This window comes from Bittarella massiliensis (ex Durand et al. 2017), from assembly GCF_009876955.1.
GTDB lineage: Bacteria > Bacillota > Clostridia > Oscillospirales > Ruminococcaceae > Bittarella > Bittarella massiliensis.
The window spans coordinates 101,846-126,208 of record NZ_WWVY01000006.1; the positions used below are offsets into that span (position 1 = coordinate 101,846).

The following is a 24,363-nucleotide window of genomic DNA, read 5'->3' on the forward strand; positions in this document are numbered from 1 at the left end:
AACAGGTAAAGAGGGGGCGCTATTTCCAGCCGGGGTCGGCGCCCATCATCTGGGTGCAGCCGGGGCTGCCCACCGGGGTGGACTTGTAGTGGAGGACCACCCCTCTGGCCCGGTCGGGGGTGGCGCGAAAGCGGGCGTCGATGCGATCGCTGACCAGGGTGCAGTTTTCGCGGGTGAGCCCCATCAGCAGGATGAGAAAGCGGCCGGCACAGGGCTGGGTGTAGGCGTCGCCCCGGCGCAGGGCGGTCTGGATGGCGGCGCTCACCTGGGGGGTGGCCTTGACAAGGCGCTCCCTGTCTCCCAGGGGCTGGCCCTGCCGGTCGGTGAGCCAGCAGAGCATCAGATAGGCCGACTGGCCGCTGCGCTCGAGCATCCGCCCGACGGCCCGGTAGGTGTCGATAAAACTGGGGAAGGGGCAGTAGTAGGCCCCGTGTAAGACGGTGTCCTCGGCGAGGACCGTCTGCAACTGCTCCATCGAGACCGCCCGCTCGGGGGCCACCTGCTCCAACTTGCGCAGCGCGTCGATGAGCTGTCCCGACGGCTTGACGCCGAAGGTCTCCTCCAGCCGGGTGGTGGTCTCCTCGTAGACGGCCTTGGCCTCCTGGTAGCGCTCCAGCGCCAGCAGGCTCTCGATGCGCAGGGCGTCCCACTCCTCCTGTGGGCAGAGGGCAGAGGCGCGGGTGGCCACCGTCAGCACCTCGGTGTCCGCCCCGCGGGCGCGCAGCAGGTCGGTGAGGGCGCGCACGCAGCGGCCGTAGAGCTCCCGGCAGTGGACCGCCACCGCCACGGCCCACTCTTCCCCCTGCAGGTGGGGCAGAAAGTCGCCGGTGTAAAGGGCGCAGGCGCGCTGCAGCGCCTCCTCCCGCCCCGGGCCGGTCTCGGCCAGGGCCGCGTCGGCCTGCCGGTAGAAACAGTCCACGTCCACCTCGGTGGGCAGGGCGCTCTGCCAGCGGTAGTTGCCGCCGGAAAATTGGATGGTGGTCCCCGGCAGTCCTGCCTGGACGAGCCGTTTGCGCAGGTTGCTGATGGTGACTTTGAGGTTGTTGGCCGGGTCGGTCACCCGTTCGTCCCGGCCGTAGAGCCGGTCCATCAGCACGGCGCGGGAGAGCCCCTGCCCCCCGCTGTACAGAAGCATCTGCAGCGCCTGCATGGCGCGGGTGCTGTTGTTTCGCTCCAGCTTGAGAACGGTTTCCCCATAGCGGATGGAGAACTGCCCCAGCATGGTGACGATCAAGCGCGCCGCCGGTTCCCTCCGTCTGGTCTTTGCCATTTCCAATTCCATTGCCCTCCTTGCCGCAGTCTGTGTCCCCGCCCGGCGGGAACGGCCGTCAGCAGATCGCGGCGGCAACCGGCGGGGCAACATCACCCCGCTGCTGGGCGCGACGACTGACCAGCAATCTTTAAACCGATATAAAATGAGAGTGAAAAATGTCGTTCAATGCGGGCCGATGCCCGTTCAAAAGCATCTGGATGTGCCGACAATGTGTACATTTTCGTTCGCTGATAAGGTGCTGTTTTGCTGTAAAATACTGGCCAACTTGCTGTGCGCAAGCTGGCTTTTTTTGTTGTACGGGCACAAAAAGCAGGCCGGAAAGAAACCGTACACTCTATCTTCATTATAGAGAAAAAATCCCGAAAGAAAAGACCCAGCGGGGCAATTTCTTTCGGGGAAAATTCGACCTCTTTTTTTATGAGCGCAGAAAAACGGCTTTGCCATGCGGTTTCTTCTCGCCTCTTATCCCGCCAAACGTCACAAAAGGCGGGCTATAAACATCTGTTTGTGACCGATCAGCCGACGGCGGTTTCCAGCAGGGCGCGGATCTCGCCGGGCAGGTATTCCCCCTGCGAGGGAGCCTTGATGTCCTTGAGGTAGTGGGCGTCGGAATTGGTGATGGCCTTGATGTCGGCGGGCACCAGCCCGTCGGCGATCATCTGCCCCGCCCGCTCGATGCGGGCGAACTCGCCGATGGAAAAGCCCATCTCCCCGCTCATGATCCCCAGATTGCTCACCAGGCTGTTGGCGCCCTTGTCCAGGTGGGCGGGCCAACAGACCCCGCCCCCTGCCGCCACCCGCTGGGGCACCTGGGAGAGGGGGATGGAGCAGGCGTTGATGAGCAGTTTGTCCACCCGGCCGACGATCTGGTCCTCGGTGTCCATCACCAGCTGGTCGCCGAAGATGGCGGGGTCGTTTTGGATGGGAGGCAGGGCGGCATAGACCTCCTCCCCAAAGGCGAGGGCGGCCTCGAGGGTGGGAAAGAGACAGACCACGTGCACCTCTTCCGCGGTGCAGAGCTCCATCCCCGGCAGCACCGGTATCTGGTAAAACCGCCCGGCCTCCAGGGCGGCCGGGCAGTTGAGGGAGCTGTTGTGGTCGGTGAGGGCGATGAAGTCGAGCCCCAGGGCCTTGGCCATCCCCACCAGGGTGGCAGGGGTCATCTCGTTGTCCCCGCAGGGGGAGAGACAGCTGTGCAGGTGCAGGTCGTACTTGTAGGCGGGGGCGGAGAAGCGGCCCATCAGAGACCGCCGCCCAGCTGCTCCACCAGCCGGGCCGCCTCGTAGACGGGCAGTTCGGTCCGCAACAGGGCGATCCCCTGTTGGCGGGCCCGCTCCACCGCGGCGGGGTCGAAGGCCATCCCCTCGGCCAGGAGGATGCAGGCGGCGTCGGCCAGGGTGGCCACCGCCACCGCGTTGACGTTGCCCATGACGGTGACCCAGCAGTCGCCGGCCTTGGCCCGCCCCATCACCAAACTCAACAGGTCGCAGCAGTAAATGCCCTCCACCGGCCGCTCCTCCCCCCCGCAAACCGGGGAGAAAGAGGAGCAGGACAGCAGTTCTTGGGTGGTCAGTTTCACGAGTGGTCCTCCTTTCTAAAGGGGAGGGGGACGAAGCTCTTCATCTCGCCACTCTCGAACTCCTCCAATTCCTCCCGCATCCGGAAGATGCAGTCGCCCTCCTGGGCGAAGCCCCGCACCACGTCCTCGGCAAAGGCCCGGCAGGAGGGGGCCCCGCAAGAGCCGCAGTCAAGCCCCGGGAGGGAGGCGGCAAAGGCCTCGATCTTCTCCATCTTCTCCAGGGCCACCGAAAAGTCGGGGTCCAGCCGCATCACCGGCTCGTAGGTGAGCTCCTTCTCCCAGCGGAAGCTGTCGGGGATGGGGGTGGTGAGCCGGTTGCAGGCCACCGGCAGGTATTTGCGCAGCCGGGCCAGCTTGGTCTTGGCCACATAGGGGTTTTCCACCGTGAGGACCCCGCCCACGCAGCCGCCGGAACAGGCGTTGAGCTCGACAAAGTCCAGGCGGTCGAATTTCTCGTCCTCCATGTCCTCCAGCACCCGGATGACGTTTTCGATGCCGTCGGCGGCCAGGTAGCTGTCCGAGAGGAGGGCCGAGGCCTCCCCCCCGCTGCTGCCCCAGCCCACCCCGATGCGGCCGGTGGAGATGACAGAGGGATTGCCCTCCTCGGTCATCTGCTCCAACAGGGCCGGGTAGAGGTCCTTGACGGCCAGCACGTAGTCCACCGCGCTGCGCTCCACCCCGATGGGGGACTTGGAGGCGGTGACCTTGGCCGGGCAGGGGGAGATAAAGGCGGTGCAGATCTCCTCCTCGGGGATGCCGGTCTTTTCCGACGCCTCCCGCTTGGCCATCCGCGCGGCCACCTCCACCGGGGCGTTGAGGGGGAGCACGTGGCTGACGAGCTGGGGAAAGCGCACCCGAATGAGCCGCGTCACCGCCGGACAGGCCGAGGAGATGACCGGCTTTTTGATGTCGCCGTACTTCATGATCCGCCGGGTGGCGTCGCTGACGAGCTCGGCAGCGCGGGAGACCTCGAACACCCCGTCAAAGCCCAGGCGCAGCAGGGCGCCGGCCACAATGTCCATGTCGCTCAAGTTGTTGAACTGGGCGAACAGGGCCGGGGGCGGCAGGGCGATCTTGTACTTGTAAGGGGCGCTTTGCAGCGCGGAGAGCGAGTCATAGGTGGCCTGTTTGGCGTGGTGCGGGCAGATGCGGATGCACTCGCCGCAGTCGATACACTGCTCCTTGATGATGTGGGCCTTTCCCTTGTGCACCCGGATGGCCTCGGTGGGACAGCGCTTGATGCAGTTGATGCACCCGCGGCACTTCTCCGGGTCCAGGGAGACCGAATGGTAAAATGCTTCGGCCATGAAGGCGCCTCCTCTCCTGATGTGCTGAATCGGCAAACAGGGTCGCGGGCAGGGGTCAGATCCGCACCGTCATGTAGACGGTGGTGCCTACCCCCAACTCGGTGTCGATATGGATGTCGTCGGTGTACTTTTTCATGTTGGGCAGCCCCATGCCGGCGCCGAAACCCAGGTTGCGCACCTCGTCCGGGGCGGTGGAGTACCCCTCGGTCATGGCCAGCTCCACGTTGGGGATGCCGGGGCCGGTGTCGGCCAAAATCATCTGGATGTGGTCGGGCTCCACCGTGACGGTGACCGTCCCCCCGTGGGCGTGGATGACCATGTTGATCTCGCCCTCGTACATGGCGATGGCCACCTTGCGAATGGCCTCGGGGTCTACCCCCAGGGCCTTGAGTTTTTTCTTCACGTCGGAAGAGGCCTCTCCCGCCCGGGTGAAGTCGTCCCCCGGCACGTCGTAGTGAAGGGTCAGCAGTGCTGCCATGTCCGTGTACCTCTCTTGTCGTCATAATAGCCGCCGCTGGCGGGCGTGCGGCAGATGCGCCGCTGGCCGGCAGGAGGACCTGCCGGCTGGATAAAAACTGTGAAAGAAGGGCCGCCTCTCCTCGCTGGGGGGTGGAGAGGGCTGTGTGGGAGCCGGTGGAAGGGCAGATAAACCCTCCCGCCGCCCCCGGAGCTGGGGTGATGTTGCCAGCCGGAAATCGGGGCCGGTGCCGCGAGAGCGGCAGGTGGGGCGACTGCCCCGCCAGGAGCCGGTTTCAAGGAGCCGGGGGGAAAGCCGATCAGGCTTTCACACCGCCTCCCAATCCCAGCCGTTCCCTCCCAGTGGGAAATCGGGGCCGGTGCCGCGAGAGCGGCAGGTGGGGCGACTGCCCCGCCAGGGGCCGGTTTCAAGGAGCCGGGGGGAAAGCCGATCAGGCTTTCACACCGCCTCCCAATCCCAGCCGTTCCCTCCCAGCGGGAAATCGGGGCCGGTGCCGCGAGAGCGGCAGGCGAGGGGGCAGCCCCGCCAGGACTCGGTTTCAAGGAGCCGGGGGAAAGCCGATCAGGCTTTCACACCGCCTCCCAGTCCCAGCCGTTCCCTCCCAGCCGGAAATTGGGGCCGGTGCCGCGGGAGCGGTAGGTGGGGCGGCTGCCCCGCCAGGACTCGGTTTCAAGGAGCCGGGGGGAAGGCCGATCAGGCCTTCACACCGCCTCCCAGTCCCAGCCGTTCCCTCCCAGCCGGAAATCGGGGCCGGTGCCGCGGTAGCGGCAGGTGGGGCGGCCGCCCCGCCAGGAGCCGGTTTCAAGGAGCCGGGGGGAAGGCCAATCAGGCCTTCACACCGCCTCCCAGTCCCGCAGCGTACAGTTTGCCGCAGGCGGTGAACATCCGCTCCGGGGTGGAGAGCAGGGCGATCTCCCGCTGCTGGGCCAGGGCGATCATGGCGCTGTCGGGCACCTTCCCCCGCACAAAGACGACGCAGACCATGTCCATCATCTCGGCGGTGCGGATCACCTGGGGGTTGACGAGCCCGGTGAGGAGGACCGACTGGTTTTTGACAAAGGCCAGCACATCGCTCATCATGTCGCTGCCGCAGGCGGTCTGCACCTCGTGGTCGCGCCACTCCTCCCCGCAGATAAAATCGGCGTTCAATATGGTTTGAATCTCGGCAATGGTCAAGGCTGTTCCCTCCCTGTAAAAGGGCGGAGGCCCGATCCCCCTCCCGCGGAGGAGGGGGCGCACCGCCCGCTTGGTACCTTCTATGATAAGCCATTGCGCGCCAATTTGGAAACGGATTCTTATCAGCAAAACAACCAAATTCCATTTTAAAAATTGATGGTTCCGTCAAAAATTCAGAAAATTGCCAGGATTTGCCGGTTTTGGTGGATTTGAAACCGGGAGTTTGCTATAATTTTTAGAGCTAATGGTCTGCGCCAGACGGCGCATTTACCAATTCTTTTGGGGATCATTCATAGGAGGTACGATTGATGGCCAACAAAATTTCGCCGGTGCCGTTTAACGGCACCAAAGAACAGGAGCAAAAGCTGCTGGAAGTCATCGCCGCCCACAAGGACACCCAGGGCGCGCTGATCTCGGTTCTCCAGCAGGCACAGGATATCTACGGATACCTGCCCATTGAAGTGCAGAAGATCATCGCCGAGAAGATGGGCGTGCCGCTGGAAGAAGTCTACGGCGTTGTCTCCTTTTACGCACAGTTCTCGCTCAACCCCAAAGGCAAATACAAGATCTCCGTCTGCCTGGGCACCGCTTGCTACGTCAAGGGCTCGGGCGATGTGTTCGACAGACTCAGCCGCACCCTGGGCATCTCCTCTGGCGAGTGCACCCCCGACGGCCGTTTCTCGCTGGAGGCCTGCCGCTGCGTGGGCGCCTGCGGTCTGGCCCCGGTCATGACCGTCAACGACGAGGTATACGGCCGCCTGGTGCCCGACGACATCGACGGCATCCTCGCCGACTACCAGAACCGGTAAGGTGCAGGAGCTCTCCCTCAACATCCTCGACATCGCCCAGAACTCTATCAAGGCCGGGGCAACCCTGGTGCGCATTGAAATCGAGATCGACCGGGCGAAAAATGGGATGCGCATTGCCGTCATCGACAACGGCTGCGGAATGGACGAGGCGACGCTTGAGCGGGTCGTCGACCCCTTTTACACCACCCGCACCACCCGCAAGGTGGGGCTGGGCGTCCCCTTTTTCAAGATGGCCAGCGAGATGGCGGGGGGACAGTTCTCCATCCGTTCCGCCCCCGGCGAGGGGACGGCGGTGGAGGCCACCTTTCAGTGGGACAATGTGGACCGCATGCCCCTGGGCGACATGGCCGCCACCTACTGCAGCTTGGTGATGGTGTCCGAGGGGACCGACTTTGTCTACACCCACACGGTGGACGGCCGCTCTTTTACGGCCGACAGCCGGGAGTTTCGGGCCGTGTTGGAGGGGGTCCCCCTCTCGACACCGGACGTACAGGCGTTTATACGGGACTATATCCGTGAGAATACGGAAGAGATAAGCGGAGGTGCTTACGAATGAAAAGTTTAGCGGAACTGCAGGCCATCAAAGAGAAGATGAAGGGCAGCATCGGTCTGCGCGAAGAGGATAAAAACTGCAAGCGGATCGTGGTCGGGATGGCCACCTGCGGCATTGCCGCGGGCGCCCGCCCGGTGCTCACCGCCTTTGCCGACGAGGTGGCCAAGCGCGGCCTCACCCAGGACGTGATGGTCTCCCAGACCGGCTGCATCGGCATCTGCCAGTACGAGCCGGTAGTGGAGGTCTTTGTCCCCGGCGAGCAGAAGGTCACCTATGTGAAGATGACGGCTGAGAAGGCGGCCCGCGTGGTGGAAGAGCACATCGTGGGCGGCAACGTGGTCAAGGAATACACCATCGGCGCCAACGCGAAATAAGTGAGGAGGAAAGAAGGATGTTTCGTTCCCAAGTTCTAGTCTGCGGGGGTACTGGGTGCACCTCCTCCGGCAGCGATGAGATCAGCAAAGTATTTGAGCAGGAGGTCGCCAAGGCCGACTTGCAAGACGAGGTGAAGATCGTCCGCACCGGCTGTTTCGGCCTGTGCGCCCTGGGCCCCATCGTCATCATCTACCCCGAGGGCTCCTTTTACAGCCGGGTCCAGGTCTCCGACGTGGCCGAGATCGTGGAAGAGCACCTGCTCAAGGGCCGCCCGGTCCAGCGGCTGCTCTACGACGAGACCGTGACCGACACCGGGGTCATCTCCCTCAACGACACCAACTTCTACAAACAGCAAAAGCGGGTGGCCCTGCGCAACTGCGGCGTCATCAACCCCGAGAACATCGAAGAGTACATCGCCATGGACGGCTACCAGGCGCTGGGCAAGGCCCTCACCGAGATGACCCCCGAGCAGGTCATCGAGGAGATCAAGCGCTCCGGCCTGCGGGGCCGTGGCGGCGCCGGTTTCCCCACCGGCAGAAAGTGGGAGCTGGCCGCCATGTACCACGCCGACCAGAAATACGTGGCCTGCAACGCCGACGAGGGCGACCCGGGCGCGTTCATGGACCGCTCGGTGCTGGAGGGCGACCCCCATGCCCTGCTGGAGGCCATGGCCATCGCCGCCTACGCCACCGGGGCCGACCACGGCTTCATCTATGTGCGGGCCGAGTACCCCATCGCCGTCAAGCGGCTGCAGATCGCCATCGACCAGGCCCGCGAGTACGGCCTGCTGGGCGAGAACATCTTCGGCACCGACTTCTGCTTTGATTTGGAGATCCGCCTGGGCGCCGGCGCCTTTGTCTGCGGCGAGGAGACCGCGCTGATGCGCTCGGTCGAGGGCAAGCGCGGCGAGCCCCGTCCCCGCCCCCCCTTCCCGGCACAAAAGGGCATCTTCGACAAGCCCACCCTCCTCAACAACGTTGAGACCTACGCCAACGTGGCCCAGATCATCCTCAACGGGGCCGACTGGTTCGCCTCCATGGGGACCGAGCGCTCCAAGGGCACCAAGGTCTTCGCCCTGGGCGGCAAGATCAACAACACCGGCCTGGTGGAGGTCCCCATGGGCACCACCCTGCGCACCATCGTCGAGGAGATCGGCGGCGGCATCCCCGGCGGCAAGAAGTTCAAGGCCGCCCAGACCGGTGGCCCCTCTGGCGGCTGCATCCCCGCCCAGCACTTCGACGTGGCCATCGACTACGACAACTTAATCGAGATCGGCTCGATGATGGGCTCCGGCGGGTTGATCGTCATGGACGAGGACACCTGCATGGTGGACATCGCCAAGTTCTTCCTGGAGTTCACGGTGGACGAGTCCTGCGGCAAGTGCACCCCCTGCCGGGTGGGCACCAAGCGGCTGCTGGAAATGCTGACCAAGATCACCAAGGGCCAGGCCACCATGGAGGACCTGGACAAGATCGAGGAGCTCTGCTACTACATAAAGGACAACGCCCTCTGCGGCCTGGGGCAGACCGCCCCCAACCCGGTGCTCTCCACCCTGCGCTACTTCCGGGATGAGTACGTGGCCCACATCGTGGACAAAAAGTGCCCCGCCGGCGTCTGCAAAGCCCTCCTCACCTACACCATCGACCCCGAGAAGTGCAAAGGCTGCACCCTCTGCGCCCGCAACTGCCCGGCCGACGCCATCACCGGCTCGGTCAAGCAGCCCCACGTCATCGACCCGCAGAAGTGCTTGAAGTGCGGCGCTTGCATCGAGAAGTGCAAATTCGGCGCCATTTCGATTCAGTAGTGAAGGAGTGTGCAAACAGTGGAAAACGTGAACATTAAAATCAACGGCATGCCCCTGTCGGTGCCGAAAGACGCCACCGTTTTGGAAGCCTGCCGTCTCGCCGGCATCCAGGTGCCGACCCTGTGCTACCTCAAGGAGATCAACGAGATCGGCGCCTGCCGCATCTGCGTGGTGGAAGTCAAGGGCGCCCGCACCCTGGTCGCCTCCTGCTGCGCCCCGGTCAACGAGGGGATGGAGGTCTACACCAACACCCCCAAGGTGCTGGATTCCCGCAAAAAGACCCTGCAGCTGATCCTCTCGACCCACAAGCGCGCCTGCCTGTCCTGCGTGCGCAGCGGCAACTGCGAACTGCAGAAGCTGGCCAAGGACCTGGGCGTGGAGGACGAGAGCTACTACGACGGCGAGAACGTCGAGTACGATATCGACGACTCGGCTGCCCACATGTACCGCGACAACTCCAAGTGCATCCTCTGCCGCCGCTGCGTGGCCGCCTGCCAGATGCAGAAAGTCGGGGTCATCGGCCCCAACGACCGCGGCTTCGACAGCCACATCGGCTGTGCCTTTGACCTGAACCTGGGCGACACCTCCTGCATCTCCTGCGGGCAGTGCATCGTGGCCTGCCCCACCGGCGCCATCGCCGAGAAGGACCAGACCGACCTGGTCTGGCAGGCCCTGGCCGACCCCGAAAAGACCGTCATCGTCAACACCGCCCCCTCCATCCGCGCCACCCTGGGCGAGGCCTTTGGGATGCCCATCGGCACCAACGTGGAGGGCAAGATGGTGGCCGCCCTGCGCCGCCTGGGCTTTGACCGGGTCTTTGACACCGACTTCTCCGCCGACCTGACCATCATGGAAGAGGCCCACGAGTTCCTCGACCGGGTGAAAAACGGCGGCAAACTGCCCCTGATCACCTCCTGCTCCCCCGGCTGGATCAAGTTCTGCGAGCACTACTACCCCGAGATGATCGAGAACCTGTCCTCCTGCAAATCCCCCCAGCAGATGTTCGGCGCCATCACCAAGACCTGGTACGCCGAGAAGGAGGGGCTGGACCCGAAGAACATTTTTGTGGTGAGCATCATGCCCTGCACCGCCAAAAAGTTTGAGGTGGGCCGGGACAACCAGGCCGCGGCGGGGGTCCCCGACGTGGACGTGGCCCTCACCACCCGCGAGCTGGCCCGGATGATCGAGCGCGCCGGCCTCAACTTCACCCTGCTGCCCGACGAGGCGTTTGACAACCCCCTGGGCGAGTCCACCGGCGCCGGCGTCATCTTTGGCGCCACCGGCGGCGTGATGGAGGCGGCCCTGCGCACCGCGGTGGAGACCCTGACCGGCGAAGAGCTGGCCGACGTGGCCTTTAAAGAGGTCCGCGGCACCCAGGGCATCAAAGAGGCCACCTACCACGTGGCCGGGATGGACATCAACGTGGCGGTCGCCTCGGGCACCAAGAACGCCGACGAGCTGCTGAAAAAGGTACAGTCGGGCGAGAAGCAGTACCACTTCATCGAGATCATGGGCTGCCCCGGCGGCTGTGTCAACGGCGGCGGTCAGCCGGTGCAGCACGCCTCGGTCCGCAACAATGTAGACCTGAAGGCCCTGCGCGCCAAGGCCCTCTACGACGAGGACGAGGCCAAAGCCATCCGCAAATCCCACGACAACCCGATCATCAAGGAGGTCTACGAGACCTACCTGGGCGAGCCGGGCAGCGAGAAAGCCCACCACATCCTGCACACCACCTACGTAAAGCGCGGGCTGTAAGCAAAAGAGAAGAAGCGACGAGAGGGCGTCCCCGCCGGGGGCGCCCTCTTTTGCCGCCCCCTGTGAAAAAGGAGAAAAGAGGTGGAATACCCAACCAAAACGGGTTTGTCAAAAGGGGGACACAGTGCTATACTGGTGACAGTATTTTGACCCCGACCCCTGGGGCGACAACTGTGAGAAAGGGCGGTATCCCGCTATGAATCAGCAATTTTCCCCTGCCGATGTCAATCAGACCAAGAGTCTGGCCTGGATGTCCTATCTGGGCGTTCTCTTCTTTGTGCCGCTGCTGGTGTACCAGCAGTCGCCCTACACCAAATTTCACGTCAACCAAGGGCTGGTGCTCTTTATCGTCGAGGTGGGGAGCGGCATCCTGCAAAGGGTGTTTCACTTTATCCCCCTGGTGCGGATCTTTTCCGGCCTCGCCCTGGGCATCGTGGGGATCTTCACCCTGGTGCTCTCCATCATGGGGATCATCTATGCCGCCCAAGGGCAGGCCAGAGAGCTGCCGCTGGTGGGGCAGATCCACATCATCAAATAGAAAAACCGAAAAAGGGCCTTGGCAATTGCGCCGGGGCCCTCTCGTTTTGCCCGCTTTGCCCCGCCTTTCCCGCAGGCAGCACTTTCTCCACATCTTGTATGAAAAACAATACAGGGTTTGTGGCTTCTGCCCCCTAGGAGAAGGAGGAGTCTTGTGCTATAATTGATACAAGTTTAGAAAGCAGAAGGCGGCGGAAAAGGAGTGGAAACAGTGGGTGAAAAGCGGTACAAAATCGTTGTTTTGCTGATGCACGCCAACACCTTGGTGATGGGCATCGGCTTTTTTATGCTAATCCCCATTCTCAACAACTACCTGGTCAACGGGTTGGGGATGGCGACGGCCATGGTGGGCTACATCACCGGGGTGCGGTTTTTGGGGCAGGACCTGACCAGCATCTTCCTGGGGGCGGTGGGCGACAAGATCGGCTGCAAGCGGGCCATGGTCATCGGCGCCGCCATCCGGATGTTCGGCCTCTTCCTCTGCGGGTTCATGAGCGACTTTTGGGGCTTTTTTCTGTCCAGCTTCTTTGTGGGGCTGGGGGGCGCGCTGTTTGTCCCCTCCTGCTACTCCTACTACGACCTGCTGGCAAACGACCAAAACCGCACCGCCCTCTTCTCCATGCGGGAGATGCTCAACAACTGCGGCAACATCGTCGGCCCCGCCGTGGGCACCTTTTTGATGGTGATGGGCTTCCGCTGGGTCTGCATCGTCTCAGCCGGGGTCTTTGCCCTGACCATCGCCCTGTCGATCTTCCTTCTCCCCGACCTGAAGGCCGATGGGGAAAACGGGGCGGCCCCCGCCCAGACCAGCGCCATGGAGACGGTGCGCACCTGCCTGAAAAACAAGACCTACATCCTCTTTTTGCTGATCACCGCCATCACCACCGGTCTCATGAGCCAGAAGGACCTGACCATCCCCACCCGGATCAAGGCCATCGACCCCAGCTATGCCTATGTGGGCTTTATCTACACCCTGGCCTCGGTCATCGGGGTGGCGGTGCAACTGCCCCTGGTCAAGTGGTGCAAGGGGCACCTGCACGCCAACGAGTCGCTGGCCCTGGCCAACATCCTCTACGGGGTGGGGCTTGCAATTATGGGGTTCGTGCCCGCCCTCCCCGCCCTCTACGTGGGGACGGTCATCTTCACCCTGGGGCAGATGATCTACCAGCCGGTACGGAACATGCAGGTGACCGACTTCGCCGAGCCGGGAAAGGTGGGGGCCTATTACGGCTTTCAGGGCACGTCGCTGGCGGCGGGCACGGTGCTGGGGAACTTTCTCTCGGGGTACCTCTACGACCTGGCGGAGACCCCTGCTCTGCACTATCTGCCCTGGGTGGTCTGGTGTACCCTGGCGGCGGTGGCCTGCGTGCTGTTCTGGAAATTTCTCAAGGGGATGCCCACCCGGGACCTTCCCATCTACCGCACAAGGGCGGCAAAAACTCCCTCTCTAAAAGAGGCGGAGGAGGGCTGAGGGTTGAGGGCTAAAGACTGAAGGCCAAGGGCCGGGGAGAAAAGAGCGAGGGAGCGGGAAGCGGGGCGGCATGTCTGCGGGCCCCTCCCCTCCCCCTTTGGGCGGTGGGGCCCCCTTTGGGAGAGGGGGGGCCTGCCGCTTTTTTGCAGCGCCGGATCACCCGCGCGAGGGCGGCTCGGGGATGGCCCGGCGCAGGACGGGGAAGAGGGCCGCTGCCGCCGCCCCGCCCACCAGGGCGGTCACCAGCTGGGGCAGGGAGAAGAGAGCGGAGACCGCCGCCGCCTGCTGGGCCGGCAGCTTCAGGAGGATGGGGATGGCGAACTGCACGATACCCAGATAGAGGGTGGCGGTCTTGGCGGGCGCGGCGAGGAGGGCGGCCCCGCCCAGTGCGCGCCAGCCCTGCCCCCACCTGTGAACGATCGCCCGCCAGACAAAGATCAACACCAGATTGCCGAGGGCGATAAAGGGGATGAGTGCCCACAGGGGACCGATGCCGAGAAATTTGGCCACTGCCGGGGAGAGAAGGCCCACCGCCGCAGCGGCGGGCAGGTCCAGAAAGAGGGCGGCGAGGATCAACAGCAGGTTGACCACCGAGCCGGTGACCAGGGTGTTGCCGAAGGGCAGGGTGGCGGCTTGTAAGGCCACCAACAAGGCGGTGAATAGGGCGGTTCGGGTGATGCGGGTAACGGCTTTGTCCATTAAGAATACCTCCAATTGGTTGTGGGGCTGTCCTTTTTGGGCCCATTGTACTACAATGGGAAGGGAAGATATGTTGCACACGCAACAAAAAGGAGGGGCGGCAGATGAAGGTCGCACTGGCGGAGACCGAGCTGTTTGCGGGGGTCGATGAGGGGGAGCTTGTCGCCCTCCTGCAGGGGGTGAGGGCGATTTCCCGGCACTACCCGGCGGGGGCGCGGATTTTGGGCGAGGGGGAAGCGGTCTCCTCTTTTGGGCTGCTGCTGTCGGGGCGGGCCCAGGCGGTGAAGGGGGACGCCCAGGGGCGGTCGGTCATCCTGGCGCTGCTAAAACCGGGGGACGCGATCGGCATCCTCCTGGCGGCCAGGCCGGGAAGGCCGAGCCCGGTGACGGTGCGAGTCACTGAAAGGGCGGAGGTGCTCCACCTCCCCTTTGAGGGGCTGATTGCCGGCTGCAAAAGGGGCTGCCCCGGTGCGGACAGGCTGCTGCGCAACTACGTGGGGATCGCGGCGGAGAAGGGGCTGCTGCTCCACGAGCGGATCGACTGCCTGCTCCGCCCAACGGTGCGGGAGAAGGTGCTGGCCTACCTGCGCCGGGAGACGGAGCGAGCGGGGCGCAGTGCCGTCACCCTGCCCTTGGACCGGGCGGCCATGGCCGATTACCTGCACGTGGAGCGCAGCGCCCTCTCCCGAGAGCTGTCAAGGATGCGGCGGGACGGACTGATCGATTTTTGCAAAAACCGATTTGAACTCCTCGAAGCCGAGGAAGGGGACGACCCCCTTTTCTATATATAAGAGGAAGGTGGGCGGCACCTGGGGAGAGGATTTCCAGGCGCCGCCTGTTCCCTCCCCCTCACAAAAAAAGAAAAACCCTGCGGCAGAGACTGCCCGCAGGGCTCTAAAGGCGAAAATATAATACAATAAGTATAAATAGATATAAATATTGCAAACGAGGGATCAAAATCCGTCCAGGTGGGCCCGGCAGATGGCGCCGAAGATGCGGTCCTTAAAGCCGTGGTCCAACCGTTCCTGCTGGCGGATGTACTCCTTCATCCGCTCGCGGTTGGTGTGGCCGTCCACCGGACAACTGCTCTTGACCACCGGGAAGTCCAGCCGCCGCGCCGCCGAGCTCACCAGGAATTCGTCGGCCAGCACCAGGGGGCGGATGACGGTGAGGTCTTTGCGGGAGAGGTAGGTCACCGGCTGAAAACAACCCAGCCGCCCCTCGTTGAAGAGGTTCATGAAAAAGGTCTCCACCGCATCGTCTTTGTGGTGGCCCAGGGCCACCTTGTTGCAGCCGGCGGCCTTGGCCGCGTCGTGGAGGGAGCCGCGCCGCATCCGCGCGCAGAGGGAACAGGGGTTTTTCTCCTTCCGCACGTTGAAGATGATGTCTCCGATCTCGGTGCGCTTGACCTGGTAGGGGACCCCCAGTGCGCGGCAGAAGGCCTCGACCCTGCCCCAGTCGGGGGTGGGGACTTTGGGGTTACCCATGTCGATGGTGATCCCTACCACCTGGTAGTCGATGCCGATGTAATCGCGCAGCCCGGCCAATCCGGCCAGCAGGGCCAGCGAATCCTTGCCGCCGGACACCCCGACGGCCACCCGGTCGCCGTCGGACAGCATCCCGTAATCCTGAATGGCCTTGCGCATTGCCCCCATGAGTTTTTGCATGAGCGCTCCCTCCCCCGTGTCGGTCTGCCGGTGTGGGGAGGCAATGCTCCCTCCCCCGCAGGCGCTTCCTATTATAAGGCCTGGGGCGCGATTTTCCTAGTGCTTTTTTTACACCTCTACCGCGGCGGGAGAAAGGGACTGGGCGCATCCCTCCAGGGGGGCGTTCGGAGGGCAGCGCGGGGAACGGACAGGGGGCGGCCGCCCTGCAGCTGTGGCCACTGGGCTTCCCGCGTGGAGAAGACCTGCCCGGCAGCAGGCCCGCTCCACTGGCGCCGCCCCACCGCCAGGCCGTCGCGGGTTCCATCGCCCCACCGCCGCGCCGAGAAGCATCTGCGGTATTGGGGTGCAAAAGGGCCATGCACTGCGGGACGGCCGCCCTGCCGCTGCGGCCACTGGGCTTCCCGCCCGGAGAGGATCTGTCCGGCAGCAGATTCCCTCCACTGACGCTGTCCTGCCGCCAAGCCTTCGCAGGCCCCCTCGCCCCACCGTCGCGCGAGAAGCGACTGCGGTATTGGGGGACCAAGAGGCCATGCGCTGCGGGACGGCCGCCCTGCCGCTGCGGCCACTGGGCTTCCCGTCCGGAGAGGATCTGTCCGATAGTAGGCCCGCTCCACTGGCGCTGTCCTACTGCCAAGCCTTCGCAGGCTCCCTCGCCCCACCGCTGCGCTGAGAAGCGTCTGTGACATGGGGGTGCAAAAGGGCCATGCGCTTTGGGGGGGCCAGCGGTCCCCCCCCCCCAACGAGGCCGGCAGGAACGGAATTTCCTATGTCCACCAGTTTTAAAGTGAAATGGAGGTTTCGCAATCGAGAGGATGAGGGAGGATACAGGTGAAAATAGAAGGTGTGAAGATGCAGATTGAAAAAATCGAATTTTGGTGTTGACAGCGCCGGTGCGGGTGGCTATAATGATACTTGCACGTTTGTGTAACCGGCCAATCGGCCATCTCATACAAGCGAATGAAACCAAAATTCAGGAGGAAAAACCATGTCTACTACCATGCCGAAACCCGCCGAAATCACCCGCAAATGGTATGTAATCGACGCGGCTGGCAAACCGATGGGCCGCACTGCCGCCATTGCCGCCAACCTGCTCAGAGGGAAGAACAAAGTCACCTTTGCCCCCCATGTCGATTGCGGTGACCACGTGATCATCATCAACAGCGACAAAGCGATCCTCACCGGCAACAAGCTGGACCAGAAGTTCTACCGCCACCACAGCGGCTGGGTCGGAGGCCTGAAAGAGGTCAACTACCGCACCTTTATGAAGGCCCACTCTGACCGCGCCATGACCCTGGCGGTCAAGGGGATGGTTCCCGACACCACCATCGGCCGCGCGGCCATGACCCGCCTGCGCGTCTACAAGGGCGACGCACACAAGCACCAGTCTCAGAAGCCTGAAGCTTACAACGGTTAACAAGGAGGAACGCATCCATGTACGATAAAACTCCCTACTACTACGGCACCGGCAGAAGAAAGAATTCGGTTGCGAGAGTGCGCGTCTACGACAACGGCACCGGCAAGATCACCATCAACGGCCGCGACATCGACGACTACTTTGGTCTCGAGACCCTGAAGGTCATCGTGAAGCAGCCCCTGGCCCTCACCGGCCTGGAAGGCAAGTTTGACATCGTCTGTACCGTCTCCGGTGGCGGCGTTTCTGGCCAGGCTGGCGCCATCCGTCACGGCCTGTCCCGCGCCCTCCTCCTGTTCGACGCCGAGCTGCGCGGCGACCTGAAGAAGGCCGGGTTCCTGACCCGCGACCCCAGAATGAAAGAGCGCAAGAAGTACGGCCTCAAGGCCGCCCGTCGCGCGCCTCAGTTCTCCAAGAGATAACAGGCCCGGCAAACCAATTCAAAAATGCTCAAAAAGCCCGGAACCATGCGGTTTTCCGGGCTTTTTCCTTTCCCAAAAGTCTGTCTGTCTTTGTCCGATTTTGGCAGGATTTGACCTCGCCTGACCCGGTTTTTCTTGATTAATAATGGGGCAACAGGCCCTTTTTGACCCCGTTATGATTAAAAAATGGGGCAACTGCGAGCCGAAATCGGGGTGTTTTAGAGGGCATTTTCCCCTTCATTTTTTCGATTCCATGACGGCCTTTGTGAACGGTTTTTCTTTTGAAGGGGATGTCCTGATTTGTCAGGATTTGACCAAACCGAATCCAGTTTATCTTGTCCTTCTGAGTTGCCGCTGTTACGTTTCAAGTGGACGAACTCGCACATTTGCGGTGTAGCGTTCTTTCTACATATAATGAAAGCGTAAAGGAGGAACGCCCTATGAAAAAACGGAAATTCAAGATATACCTCACCCCCGCCGAGAACAGTATTGTGATTCAGAGCCTTAATCACCTGCGCAATACTATGCTCCGTGAAAATCGGGACACCGGCTGCCTGGATGAACTTCTGCTCAAAGCCATGTGCGCCCCGGTGAAGAAGATGTGAAATTACATATCGCAGCTTAATGAGCCGCTTATTCTTTTCAGCAAGAGTAAGCGGCTTTTTTCATGCCCATCTTTCGGAGTTCCCCCATACATAGCCGTCCGTCTTGCCAACGGGCGGCTAAATCTATGAAGAAGGAGGACATGAAAATGCCGGAACAGAGAAGCCGCCCCAGGGATGGCCGCGTGATCGCGCTGGCCAACCAGAAAGGCGGCACAGGCAAAACCACCACGACGGTGAACCTGGGCATTGGTTTAGCCCGTCTGGGGAAAAAGGTGCTGCTCATTGACGCAGACCCCCAGGGCGACCTCACCACCTGCCTGGGCTGGCAATACCAAGACAGCCTGCCCACCACCCTGGCCACCGTCATGGAAAAGGTGATCCGGGATGAGCCATTCACCACGGATGAGGGCATTTTGCACCACAGCGAGGGCGTAGACCTTATGCCCGCCAACATTGAGCTGTCCGCACTGGAAATGAGCCTGGTCAACGCCATGAGCCGGGAATTTACTCTGCGGACCTATGTCAATGAAGCCAAGAAGCACTATGACGTGGTTCTCATTGACTGTATGCCTTCCCTGGGCATGATTACGATTAACGCCCTGGCTGCGGCGGACAGCGTGATTATCCCGGTGCAGGCCCACTATCTCCCCGCCAAGGGCATGACCCAGCTTATGAAAACCATCAATAAAGTGAAGCGGCAGATCAACCCGGCTCTGAAGGTGGACGGGGTGCTGCTCACTCTGGTGGATGGGCGCACAAACCTTGCCAGACAGACAGCGGATACACTGCGGCAGAGTTACGGGAGCGTGTTGAAAATTTATCGTTCCGAGATTCCCGTAGCCATCAAAGCCGCAGAGATCAGCGCCGCAGGCAAGAGCATTTACACCTACGACAAGGGGAGCAAGGTGGCCCAGGCTTACGCGGAGTTTTCAAAGGAGGTGTTGGCGGATGGCGAAAAGCAACGGGCTAAACTTCAATCTTCCCTCAGTCGATGACCTGTTTTCCACGGAGGAAGAACGGGCCGAGGCGCGGCTTGAAAAGGTTGTCAACCTTTCGTTCTCGGAAATCAGCGACTTCCCGAATCACCCGTTCAAGGTTCGTATGGATGAAGCCATGCGGGAAATGACGGAAAGCGTGAAGCAGTACGGCGTATTGGTCCCTGCCCTGGTGCGCCCCAAACGGTCGGGCGGCTATGAAATGGTAGCTGGACACCGCAGGAAAAAGGCGGCGGATTTGGCGGGGCTTGCGGAAATCCCCTGTATTGTGCGGCAGCTCACCGATGATGAAGCCACGATTATCATGGTGGACTCCAACTTGCAGCGGGAGCAGATTCTGCCCTCGGAGAAGGCGTTTGCCTACAAAATGAAGCTGGACGCATTAAAACGACAGGGTCAGCGGACGGATTTAACTTCTTCTCCACTGGATAATAAGTTAAAAGGCGTTACAGCAGCCCAGCAGATCAGCAGGGATAGCGGAGATAGTCAACCTCAGATTTATAGGTATATCCGCCTTACCCACCTTATCCCGGAAATTCTGGAGCTGGTAGATAACTCAGTCCTTAAAGACCAGGAAATGCTCCAGATTGCTATGCGCCCTGCGGTGGAGCTGTCCTACCTGCGAAAAGAAGAACAGGCCGACTTGTTCGCTATCATGGACGAGATGGACTGCACCCCGTCCCATGCTCAGGCCATCAAAATGCGCCAGATGTCCGAAGCCAAGACCGGTGATGAAAGGCTGGCCAAAGACGCCCTTGTTTCCATTATGAAGGAGGAAAAGCCCAATCAAAAAGAACAGTTCAAAATTCCAAAAGAAAAAATCAGCCGGTTTTTTGCGCCGGGGACGCCCACGCAGAAGATCGAGGACACCATTGTTAAGGCGCTGGAACTCTACCGCAAGCGCCAGCGCAGTTTAGAGAGATAGTCCACTACCAAGGGAGCAGTGCGCCCATTTGCAGGGAACCGGCGTTTTCGCTGTTCCCCCTCTCCACACCTCACCCCCTCGTACAACCTAAACAGCCTAAAAAAGAAGATATTTGGGGAGGCTGATTCTTTCAAGAATCCACAGGTTTGGCAGACAGAACGGATGAGGTGGAGAACGCCTGGCGCGCCTCTCTTTTTTAGAACGTAAACAGAATCCAGCCGTAAGCAGCACATCCAGAGCGATGTGCTTTTTTTGCGGCCATTTCAAGGAGGTAACACGATGAAAGCATTGAGAAAGCCTCTGTCCCTGTTCATGGCCCTGCTCATGTGCCTGGGCGTGTTCGTAGGGACAGGAACCACGGCTTTTGCCGCAGGCGAAACCATGACGACGTATATGATCGACCTGCCCCGTGCCAGCGACCCCAACAAGGCCGGATGGGGCCATCCCGCCCTGAATTTCCTGGGCGGCTGGTCCACCGGAGAGAACGACAGCTTTTCCGTCCACACCCAGGACGCCTTCAATGGCAGGGCCATCTACTGTATTGAGCCGGGCGTCGGTGTGAATACCGGCGACCAGTACACGGGCCGGGGCGAAGATTTCTGGGATAACTACCCGTCCAACCTGAACCCCACCATCCCGCCGGATACCATCAAAGAATATATCGGGCGGATTATGACCTATGGCTGGCAGGGCAACGCCAGCACCTCATGGATGAGTGGGAACCCGGAGGACGCCAGCAAGATCGCGGGATATATCGCTACCCAGCTTCTTGTTTGGGAAACCGTCGTGGGTGAGCGCGACAGCCAGTTTAACCATGTGGACGCCAATGCCCAGGGCAAAAACAACGTGACGGAATATATCAGCGCCGATCATCCCCTATACAGCGAGATTTTCAGCCAGTATTCCGCCATTGAGAGCGCGGTCAAGCGCCACACTATGCTCCCCAGCTTTTTCAGCAGCACCGCAGACGCCGGTGCCTATGAGCTGAAATGGGACGGCCAGCAGTATTCCCTCACTCTCACGGATACCAACGGTGTGCTGGGCGACTACACCTTCTCCAGCAGCACCACCGGGCTGAATTTCTCCGTGGACGGCAACCAGCTCACCATCACTTCCGCCCAGGCCATCAAAGGCTCTGTGACCATTAAGGCGGAAAAAGTGACTGCCCAGCGCAGCGGTGTTGTGGTTTGGACAGACGGCGTTACTGGCGGCGGCAAGCAGGACTTTGCCACCTACGGGGAAACCGTTTCCGACCAGATGGTAGGCTATCTGAATCTGGAAGTGAAAACCGGCAATATGAAGCTGATTAAGACTTCCGAGGACGGACAGGTAGCCGGGATCAACTTCACTATCACTGGCGAGGGGTACAGCGCCACCAAGACCACCAATGAGGCGGGCGAGATTGACATCACCGACCTCAATCCCGGCGTTTATACCGTAACCGAGCAGTCGATTGATAAGTATGAACCCCAGGAAACCCAGCGCGTGACCATCGTCAGCGGCCAGACTGCTACCGTGAATTTCAACAACAAGCTGAAGCGTGGCAGCCTGGAAGTGACGAAAACCAGCGAAGACGGGCTGGTGGAGGGTATGACCTTCCACTTGTACGGCACATCCCTCTCCGGGCAGCCGGTGGATGAGTATGCTGTGACGGATTCCAGCGGTGTGGCGCGCTTTGAAAACGTGCTTATCGGCACAGGCTATGTATTGGAGGAGGTGGATACCCCCATCCGTTATGTGGTGCCGGATTCCCAGACAGCCACCATCGAGTGGAATGAAGTTACCCACAAGAGCGTGAACAACGTGCTGAAGAAATTCCGCGTCACCGTCACCAAGAGCGATGTGGAAACGGGTGCGCCCCAGGGCGATGGTTCCCTGGCCGGCGCTGTGTACGGGCTGTATAAGGGAGATACCCTCATTGACAGCTTTACCACGGACGAAAATGGCCAGTTCACCACTGGATATTACGTCTGCGATTCGGACTGGACAATCCGTGAAATCAGCCCCAGCGAGGGCTACCTGCTGGATTCCACCATCCACAAGGTGGGGGCGGAGCCGGAGCTGTATGAGATTGAGCTGAACGATACCGCCAACGACGTGACGGAGCAGATCATCAAAGGCGACATTGCCATCATCAAGCATACCGACGACGGGGAAACCCAGATCGAAACCCCGGAATCCGGCGCGGAGTTTCAGGTGTTCTTGAAAGCTGCGGGCAGCTATGAAAACGCCAGGGAATCCGAGCGCGATGTCCTTGTCTGCGATGAGAACGGCTTTGCTCAGTCGAAGAAGCTGCCCTATGGCACCTATATCGTCCGTCAGACCAAGGGCTGGGAAGGCCGCGAGCTGATGGACGATTTTGAGGTGTATGTTGCACAGGACGGGCAGACCTACCGTTACCTCATCAACAACGCCAATTTTGCCAGCTTCATCAAGGTGGTCAAGGTGGATGCGGAAACCGGCGTGACCATTCCCTATGCGGGGGCCGGGTTCCAGATTTACCGCCCGGATGGCAGCAAGGTGGAAATGACCTTCACCTATCCGACGCCTACCACGATTGATACGTTCTACACCAATTCCGAGGGCTATCTGGTAACGCCTGAAAAGCTGGAATACGGCACGGGATATTCCCTCGTTGAAGTCCAGGCCCCCTACGGCTATGTACTGGACAGCACCCCGGTTTACTTTGATGTGACTGAGGACAATTCCAGCGAGGAAGGCGGCGTGACGGTGATCGAAGTCACTAAGCCCAACATGGCCCAGAAAGGAATCATCAAAGTCAGCAAAACCGGCGAGGTGTTCTCCTCTGTGGCAGAAAGCGAGGGCGTTTACCAGCCGGTGTACGAGGTGCAGGGCCTGCCCGGCGCGGTGTTTGAAATTACTGCCCTGGAGGACATCTACACCCTGGACGGCACCTTGCGCTATTCTGCGGGCGAGGTAGTGGACACCATCACCACCGGCGAGGACGGAACGGCCCAGAGCCAGCCCCTCTACCTGGGCAAATTCCAGGTGAAAGAAATTCAATTCCCCCACGGCATGGTGGATACCGGCGAGAACATCACCAACGTGGAGCTGGTGTACGCAGGCCAGGAGGTGGAAGTCACCGAAACCTCTGCCAGCTTCTACAATCAGCGCCAGAAAGCACTTGTGACGTTGAACAAGGTGCTGGAGCAGGATGAAACCTTTGGCATTGGCATGAATGGCGAGATCTCCGCCGTGACCTTTGGCCTCTATGCCCAGGAGGATATCACCGCAGCGGATGGTTCCGTGATTCCTGCAGATGGGCTTCTGGAAATCGTTTCTGTGAATGAGAACGGCCAGGCCATTTGCAGCACCGACTTGCCTTTCGGCAGCTTCTACCTGAAAGAGCTGTCCACCGACAGTCATTATCTGCTGAACGGCGAAACCTTCCCATTCACCTTTGAGTACGGCGGGCCTTCCATTGCCGTGGTAGAGATTTCCGCCAATGATGGCGAGGCTGTCACCAACGAGCTGAGCCGCGGCGAAATCAAGGGCCTTAAAACCGATGAGAACGGCACGGGCCTGGGCGGGGCTGTCATCGGCCTGTTTCAGTCCGATGAAACCGAGTTTACCGCCGAAAACGCCCTTGCCACCGCCACTTCAGCGGAGGACGGCAGCTTCTCCTTCGCAGGCGTCCCCTACGGGAATTGGGTGCTGAAAGAGCTGGAAAGCCCGGAAGGGTTCATCCTCTCCGATGAAGTGATTCCCGTTACCGTGGAGGAAGATGGGCAGGTTGTGGAAATCTCCCTTGCCAATGAGCGCGTGTACGGCGACCTGCGGCTCACTAAGGTGGATAAGAATTATCCCGACAACAAGCTCACTGGGGCTGAGTTCGAGGTGTACCGTGATACCAATGGCAACAAAGAGCTGGACGAGGGCGACGAGCTGCTGGGCAAGCTGGAGGAAACCAGCACCGGCATTTATGAGATGTCCCACATCCTCTACGGCGGCGTGTTCGTAAAAGAAACCAAAGCGCCGGAGGGCTTTTTGCTGGATGAAAACGCCTACTATGTGGAGATCACCGAGAACGGCAAGATTTACGAGGTAGAGAACGAGGCCGGGATTGGATTTACCAACATGGCCCAGACCGGTTCCCTGCGGATTGAAAAGACGTCCAGCGACGGCAAGGTGGAAGGCTTCTCCTTCCGCGTGACCGGGGCCAACGGCTACGACCAGACTTTCAAAACCGATAAAAACGGCGAAATCTTCATCGAGGGGCTGCGCGTAGGCGATTACACCGTGTCCGAGGTGTCGGATGGGGCCAGCGCCAACTATGTGCTGCCTGCGGATAAGACGGTGACGATTTTTGCGGATAAGACCACCGTGGCGGAAATGCACAACGAGCTGCGCGATACCCCGAAAACCGGCGACGACAGCAAGCCCTGGCTGTGGGCGGCCCTGATGGGCGTGTCCGCTATGGGGGCTGCCGCCCTGGGCGTTGCGGCCTATGTGGGCAAGCGCAAGAAAGGCAAAAATACCGCAAAATAACGGCGGTTTGAAT

General features: G+C 61.1%; 23 protein-coding genes. 15 read left to right on the forward strand and 8 right to left on the reverse strand.

From position 1 onward, the window contains the following. Positions 1-19 precede the first annotated feature (19 nt). The gene (locus GT748_RS08425; protein WP_243148098.1) at positions 20-1,270 is read right to left on the reverse strand and encodes an AfsR/SARP family transcriptional regulator; all 1,251 of its coding nucleotides are present in this window, start codon (positions 1,268-1,270) and stop codon (positions 20-22) included. On the opposite strand from GT748_RS08425, the gene GT748_RS08430 reads away from it, so the two are divergent. Beyond that, the gene (locus GT748_RS08430; protein WP_161213491.1) at positions 1,221-1,622 is read left to right on the forward strand and encodes a hypothetical protein; all 402 of its coding nucleotides are present in this window, start codon (positions 1,221-1,223) and stop codon (positions 1,620-1,622) included. The two genes, GT748_RS08425 and GT748_RS08430, sit on opposite strands and share 50 nt — an antisense overlap. 166 nt (positions 1,623-1,788) lie before the next feature. Here the strand turns inward: GT748_RS08430 and GT748_RS08435 are convergent, their stop codons facing one another. The 5 genes from GT748_RS08435 to GT748_RS08455 form a co-directional block, all read right to left on the reverse strand. Next, complete coding sequence (locus GT748_RS08435) at positions 1,789-2,514, reverse strand: PHP domain-containing protein (RefSeq protein WP_021659030.1); 726 nt, start codon at positions 2,512-2,514, stop codon at positions 1,789-1,791. Then, complete coding sequence (locus GT748_RS08440; RefSeq protein ID WP_021659029.1) at positions 2,514-2,852, reverse strand: DRTGG domain-containing protein; 339 nt, start codon at positions 2,850-2,852, stop codon at positions 2,514-2,516. The genes GT748_RS08435 and GT748_RS08440 overlap by 1 nt, the downstream gene beginning before the upstream one ends. After that, entirely contained in the window at positions 2,849-4,159 is a 1,311-nt protein-coding gene (locus tag GT748_RS08445; RefSeq protein ID WP_021659028.1) for a [Fe-Fe] hydrogenase large subunit C-terminal domain-containing protein, read from the reverse strand. The genes GT748_RS08440 and GT748_RS08445 overlap by 4 nt, the downstream gene beginning before the upstream one ends. Before the next feature lie 55 nt (positions 4,160-4,214). Then, entirely contained in the window at positions 4,215-4,637 is a 423-nt protein-coding gene (locus GT748_RS08450; RefSeq protein ID WP_021659027.1) for an ATP-binding protein, read from the reverse strand. Positions 4,638-5,462: 825 nt separating this feature from the next. Next, the gene (locus tag GT748_RS08455; RefSeq protein ID WP_044992276.1) at positions 5,463-5,813 is read right to left on the reverse strand and encodes a DRTGG domain-containing protein; all 351 of its coding nucleotides are present in this window, start codon (positions 5,811-5,813) and stop codon (positions 5,463-5,465) included. A gap of 308 nt (positions 5,814-6,121) precedes the next feature. Between GT748_RS08455 and GT748_RS08460 the strand changes: the two genes are divergently transcribed. The 7 genes from GT748_RS08460 to GT748_RS08490 all read left to right on the forward strand — a co-directional run bounded on the left by GT748_RS08460 (position 6,122) and on the right by GT748_RS08490 (position 13,117). Beyond that, positions 6,122-6,622 (forward strand): NADH-quinone oxidoreductase subunit NuoE family protein, encoded by a 501-nt coding sequence (locus tag GT748_RS08460; protein ID WP_021659024.1) that lies wholly within the window; start codon positions 6,122-6,124, stop codon positions 6,620-6,622. Position 6,623: 1 nt separating this feature from the next. Continuing rightward, the gene (locus tag GT748_RS08465) at positions 6,624-7,178 is read left to right on the forward strand and encodes an ATP-binding protein (RefSeq protein ID WP_021659023.1); all 555 of its coding nucleotides are present in this window, start codon (positions 6,624-6,626) and stop codon (positions 7,176-7,178) included. Then, complete coding sequence (locus tag GT748_RS08470) at positions 7,175-7,549, forward strand: (2Fe-2S) ferredoxin domain-containing protein (RefSeq protein WP_021659022.1); 375 nt, start codon at positions 7,175-7,177, stop codon at positions 7,547-7,549. Before GT748_RS08465 ends, GT748_RS08470 begins: the two co-directional genes overlap by 4 nt. A gap of 17 nt (positions 7,550-7,566) precedes the next feature. Further along, complete coding sequence (nuoF, locus tag GT748_RS08475) at positions 7,567-9,354, forward strand: NADH-quinone oxidoreductase subunit NuoF (RefSeq protein WP_021659021.1); 1,788 nt, start codon at positions 7,567-7,569, stop codon at positions 9,352-9,354. Between the two features lie 18 nt (positions 9,355-9,372). Continuing rightward, entirely contained in the window at positions 9,373-11,109 is a 1,737-nt protein-coding gene (locus GT748_RS08480; RefSeq protein ID WP_021659020.1) for an NADH-dependent [FeFe] hydrogenase, group A6, read from the forward strand. A gap of 196 nt (positions 11,110-11,305) precedes the next feature. Then, positions 11,306-11,647 (forward strand): hypothetical protein, encoded by a 342-nt coding sequence (locus tag GT748_RS08485; RefSeq protein WP_021659018.1) that lies wholly within the window; start codon positions 11,306-11,308, stop codon positions 11,645-11,647. Positions 11,648-11,857: 210 nt separating this feature from the next. Further along, entirely contained in the window at positions 11,858-13,117 is a 1,260-nt protein-coding gene (locus GT748_RS08490) for an MDR family MFS transporter (protein WP_021659017.1), read from the forward strand. 156 nt (positions 13,118-13,273) lie between these two features. Here the strand turns inward: GT748_RS08490 and GT748_RS08495 are convergent, their stop codons facing one another. Beyond that, positions 13,274-13,816, reverse strand: coding sequence for an ECF transporter S component (locus GT748_RS08495; protein ID WP_021659016.1), 543 nt, complete (start codon positions 13,814-13,816; stop codon positions 13,274-13,276). A gap of 104 nt (positions 13,817-13,920) precedes the next feature. On the opposite strand from GT748_RS08495, the gene GT748_RS08500 reads away from it, so the two are divergent. Then, on the forward strand, positions 13,921-14,607 hold the full coding sequence (locus tag GT748_RS08500; protein WP_021659015.1) for a Crp/Fnr family transcriptional regulator: 687 nt from the start codon (positions 13,921-13,923) through the stop codon (positions 14,605-14,607). Between the two features lie 162 nt (positions 14,608-14,769). Here the strand turns inward: GT748_RS08500 and GT748_RS08505 are convergent, their stop codons facing one another. Beyond that, positions 14,770-15,483, reverse strand: a complete 714-nt coding sequence (locus tag GT748_RS08505) for a tRNA 2-thiocytidine biosynthesis TtcA family protein (RefSeq protein ID WP_161213490.1) — start codon at positions 15,481-15,483, stop codon at positions 14,770-14,772. A gap of 985 nt (positions 15,484-16,468) precedes the next feature. On the opposite strand from GT748_RS08505, the gene rplM reads away from it, so the two are divergent. The 6 genes from rplM (at position 16,469) to GT748_RS08530 (ending at position 24,350) form a co-directional block, all read left to right on the forward strand. Then, on the forward strand, positions 16,469-16,897 hold the full coding sequence (gene rplM, locus GT748_RS08510) for a 50S ribosomal protein L13 (protein ID WP_044992274.1): 429 nt from the start codon (positions 16,469-16,471) through the stop codon (positions 16,895-16,897). Between the two features lie 17 nt (positions 16,898-16,914). Then, entirely contained in the window at positions 16,915-17,316 is a 402-nt protein-coding gene (gene rpsI, locus GT748_RS08515) for a 30S ribosomal protein S9 (protein WP_021659011.1), read from the forward strand. Between the two features lie 440 nt (positions 17,317-17,756). After that, positions 17,757-17,921: a hypothetical protein gene (locus tag GT748_RS15190; protein WP_015535538.1), complete on the forward strand. Its 165-nt coding sequence runs from the start codon at positions 17,757-17,759 to the stop codon at positions 17,919-17,921. A 125-nt stretch (positions 17,922-18,046) separates the two neighbouring features. Next, entirely contained in the window at positions 18,047-18,916 is an 870-nt protein-coding gene (locus tag GT748_RS08520; RefSeq protein WP_438819367.1) for a ParA family protein, read from the forward strand. After that, positions 18,870-19,841, forward strand: a complete 972-nt coding sequence (locus GT748_RS08525) for a ParB/RepB/Spo0J family partition protein (RefSeq protein WP_154259078.1) — start codon at positions 18,870-18,872, stop codon at positions 19,839-19,841. Before GT748_RS08520 ends, GT748_RS08525 begins: the two co-directional genes overlap by 47 nt. A 279-nt stretch (positions 19,842-20,120) precedes the next feature. Then, positions 20,121-24,350, forward strand: coding sequence for a SpaA isopeptide-forming pilin-related protein (locus tag GT748_RS08530; RefSeq protein WP_154259076.1), 4,230 nt, complete (start codon positions 20,121-20,123; stop codon positions 24,348-24,350). Positions 24,351-24,363: the final 13 nt, after the last annotated feature.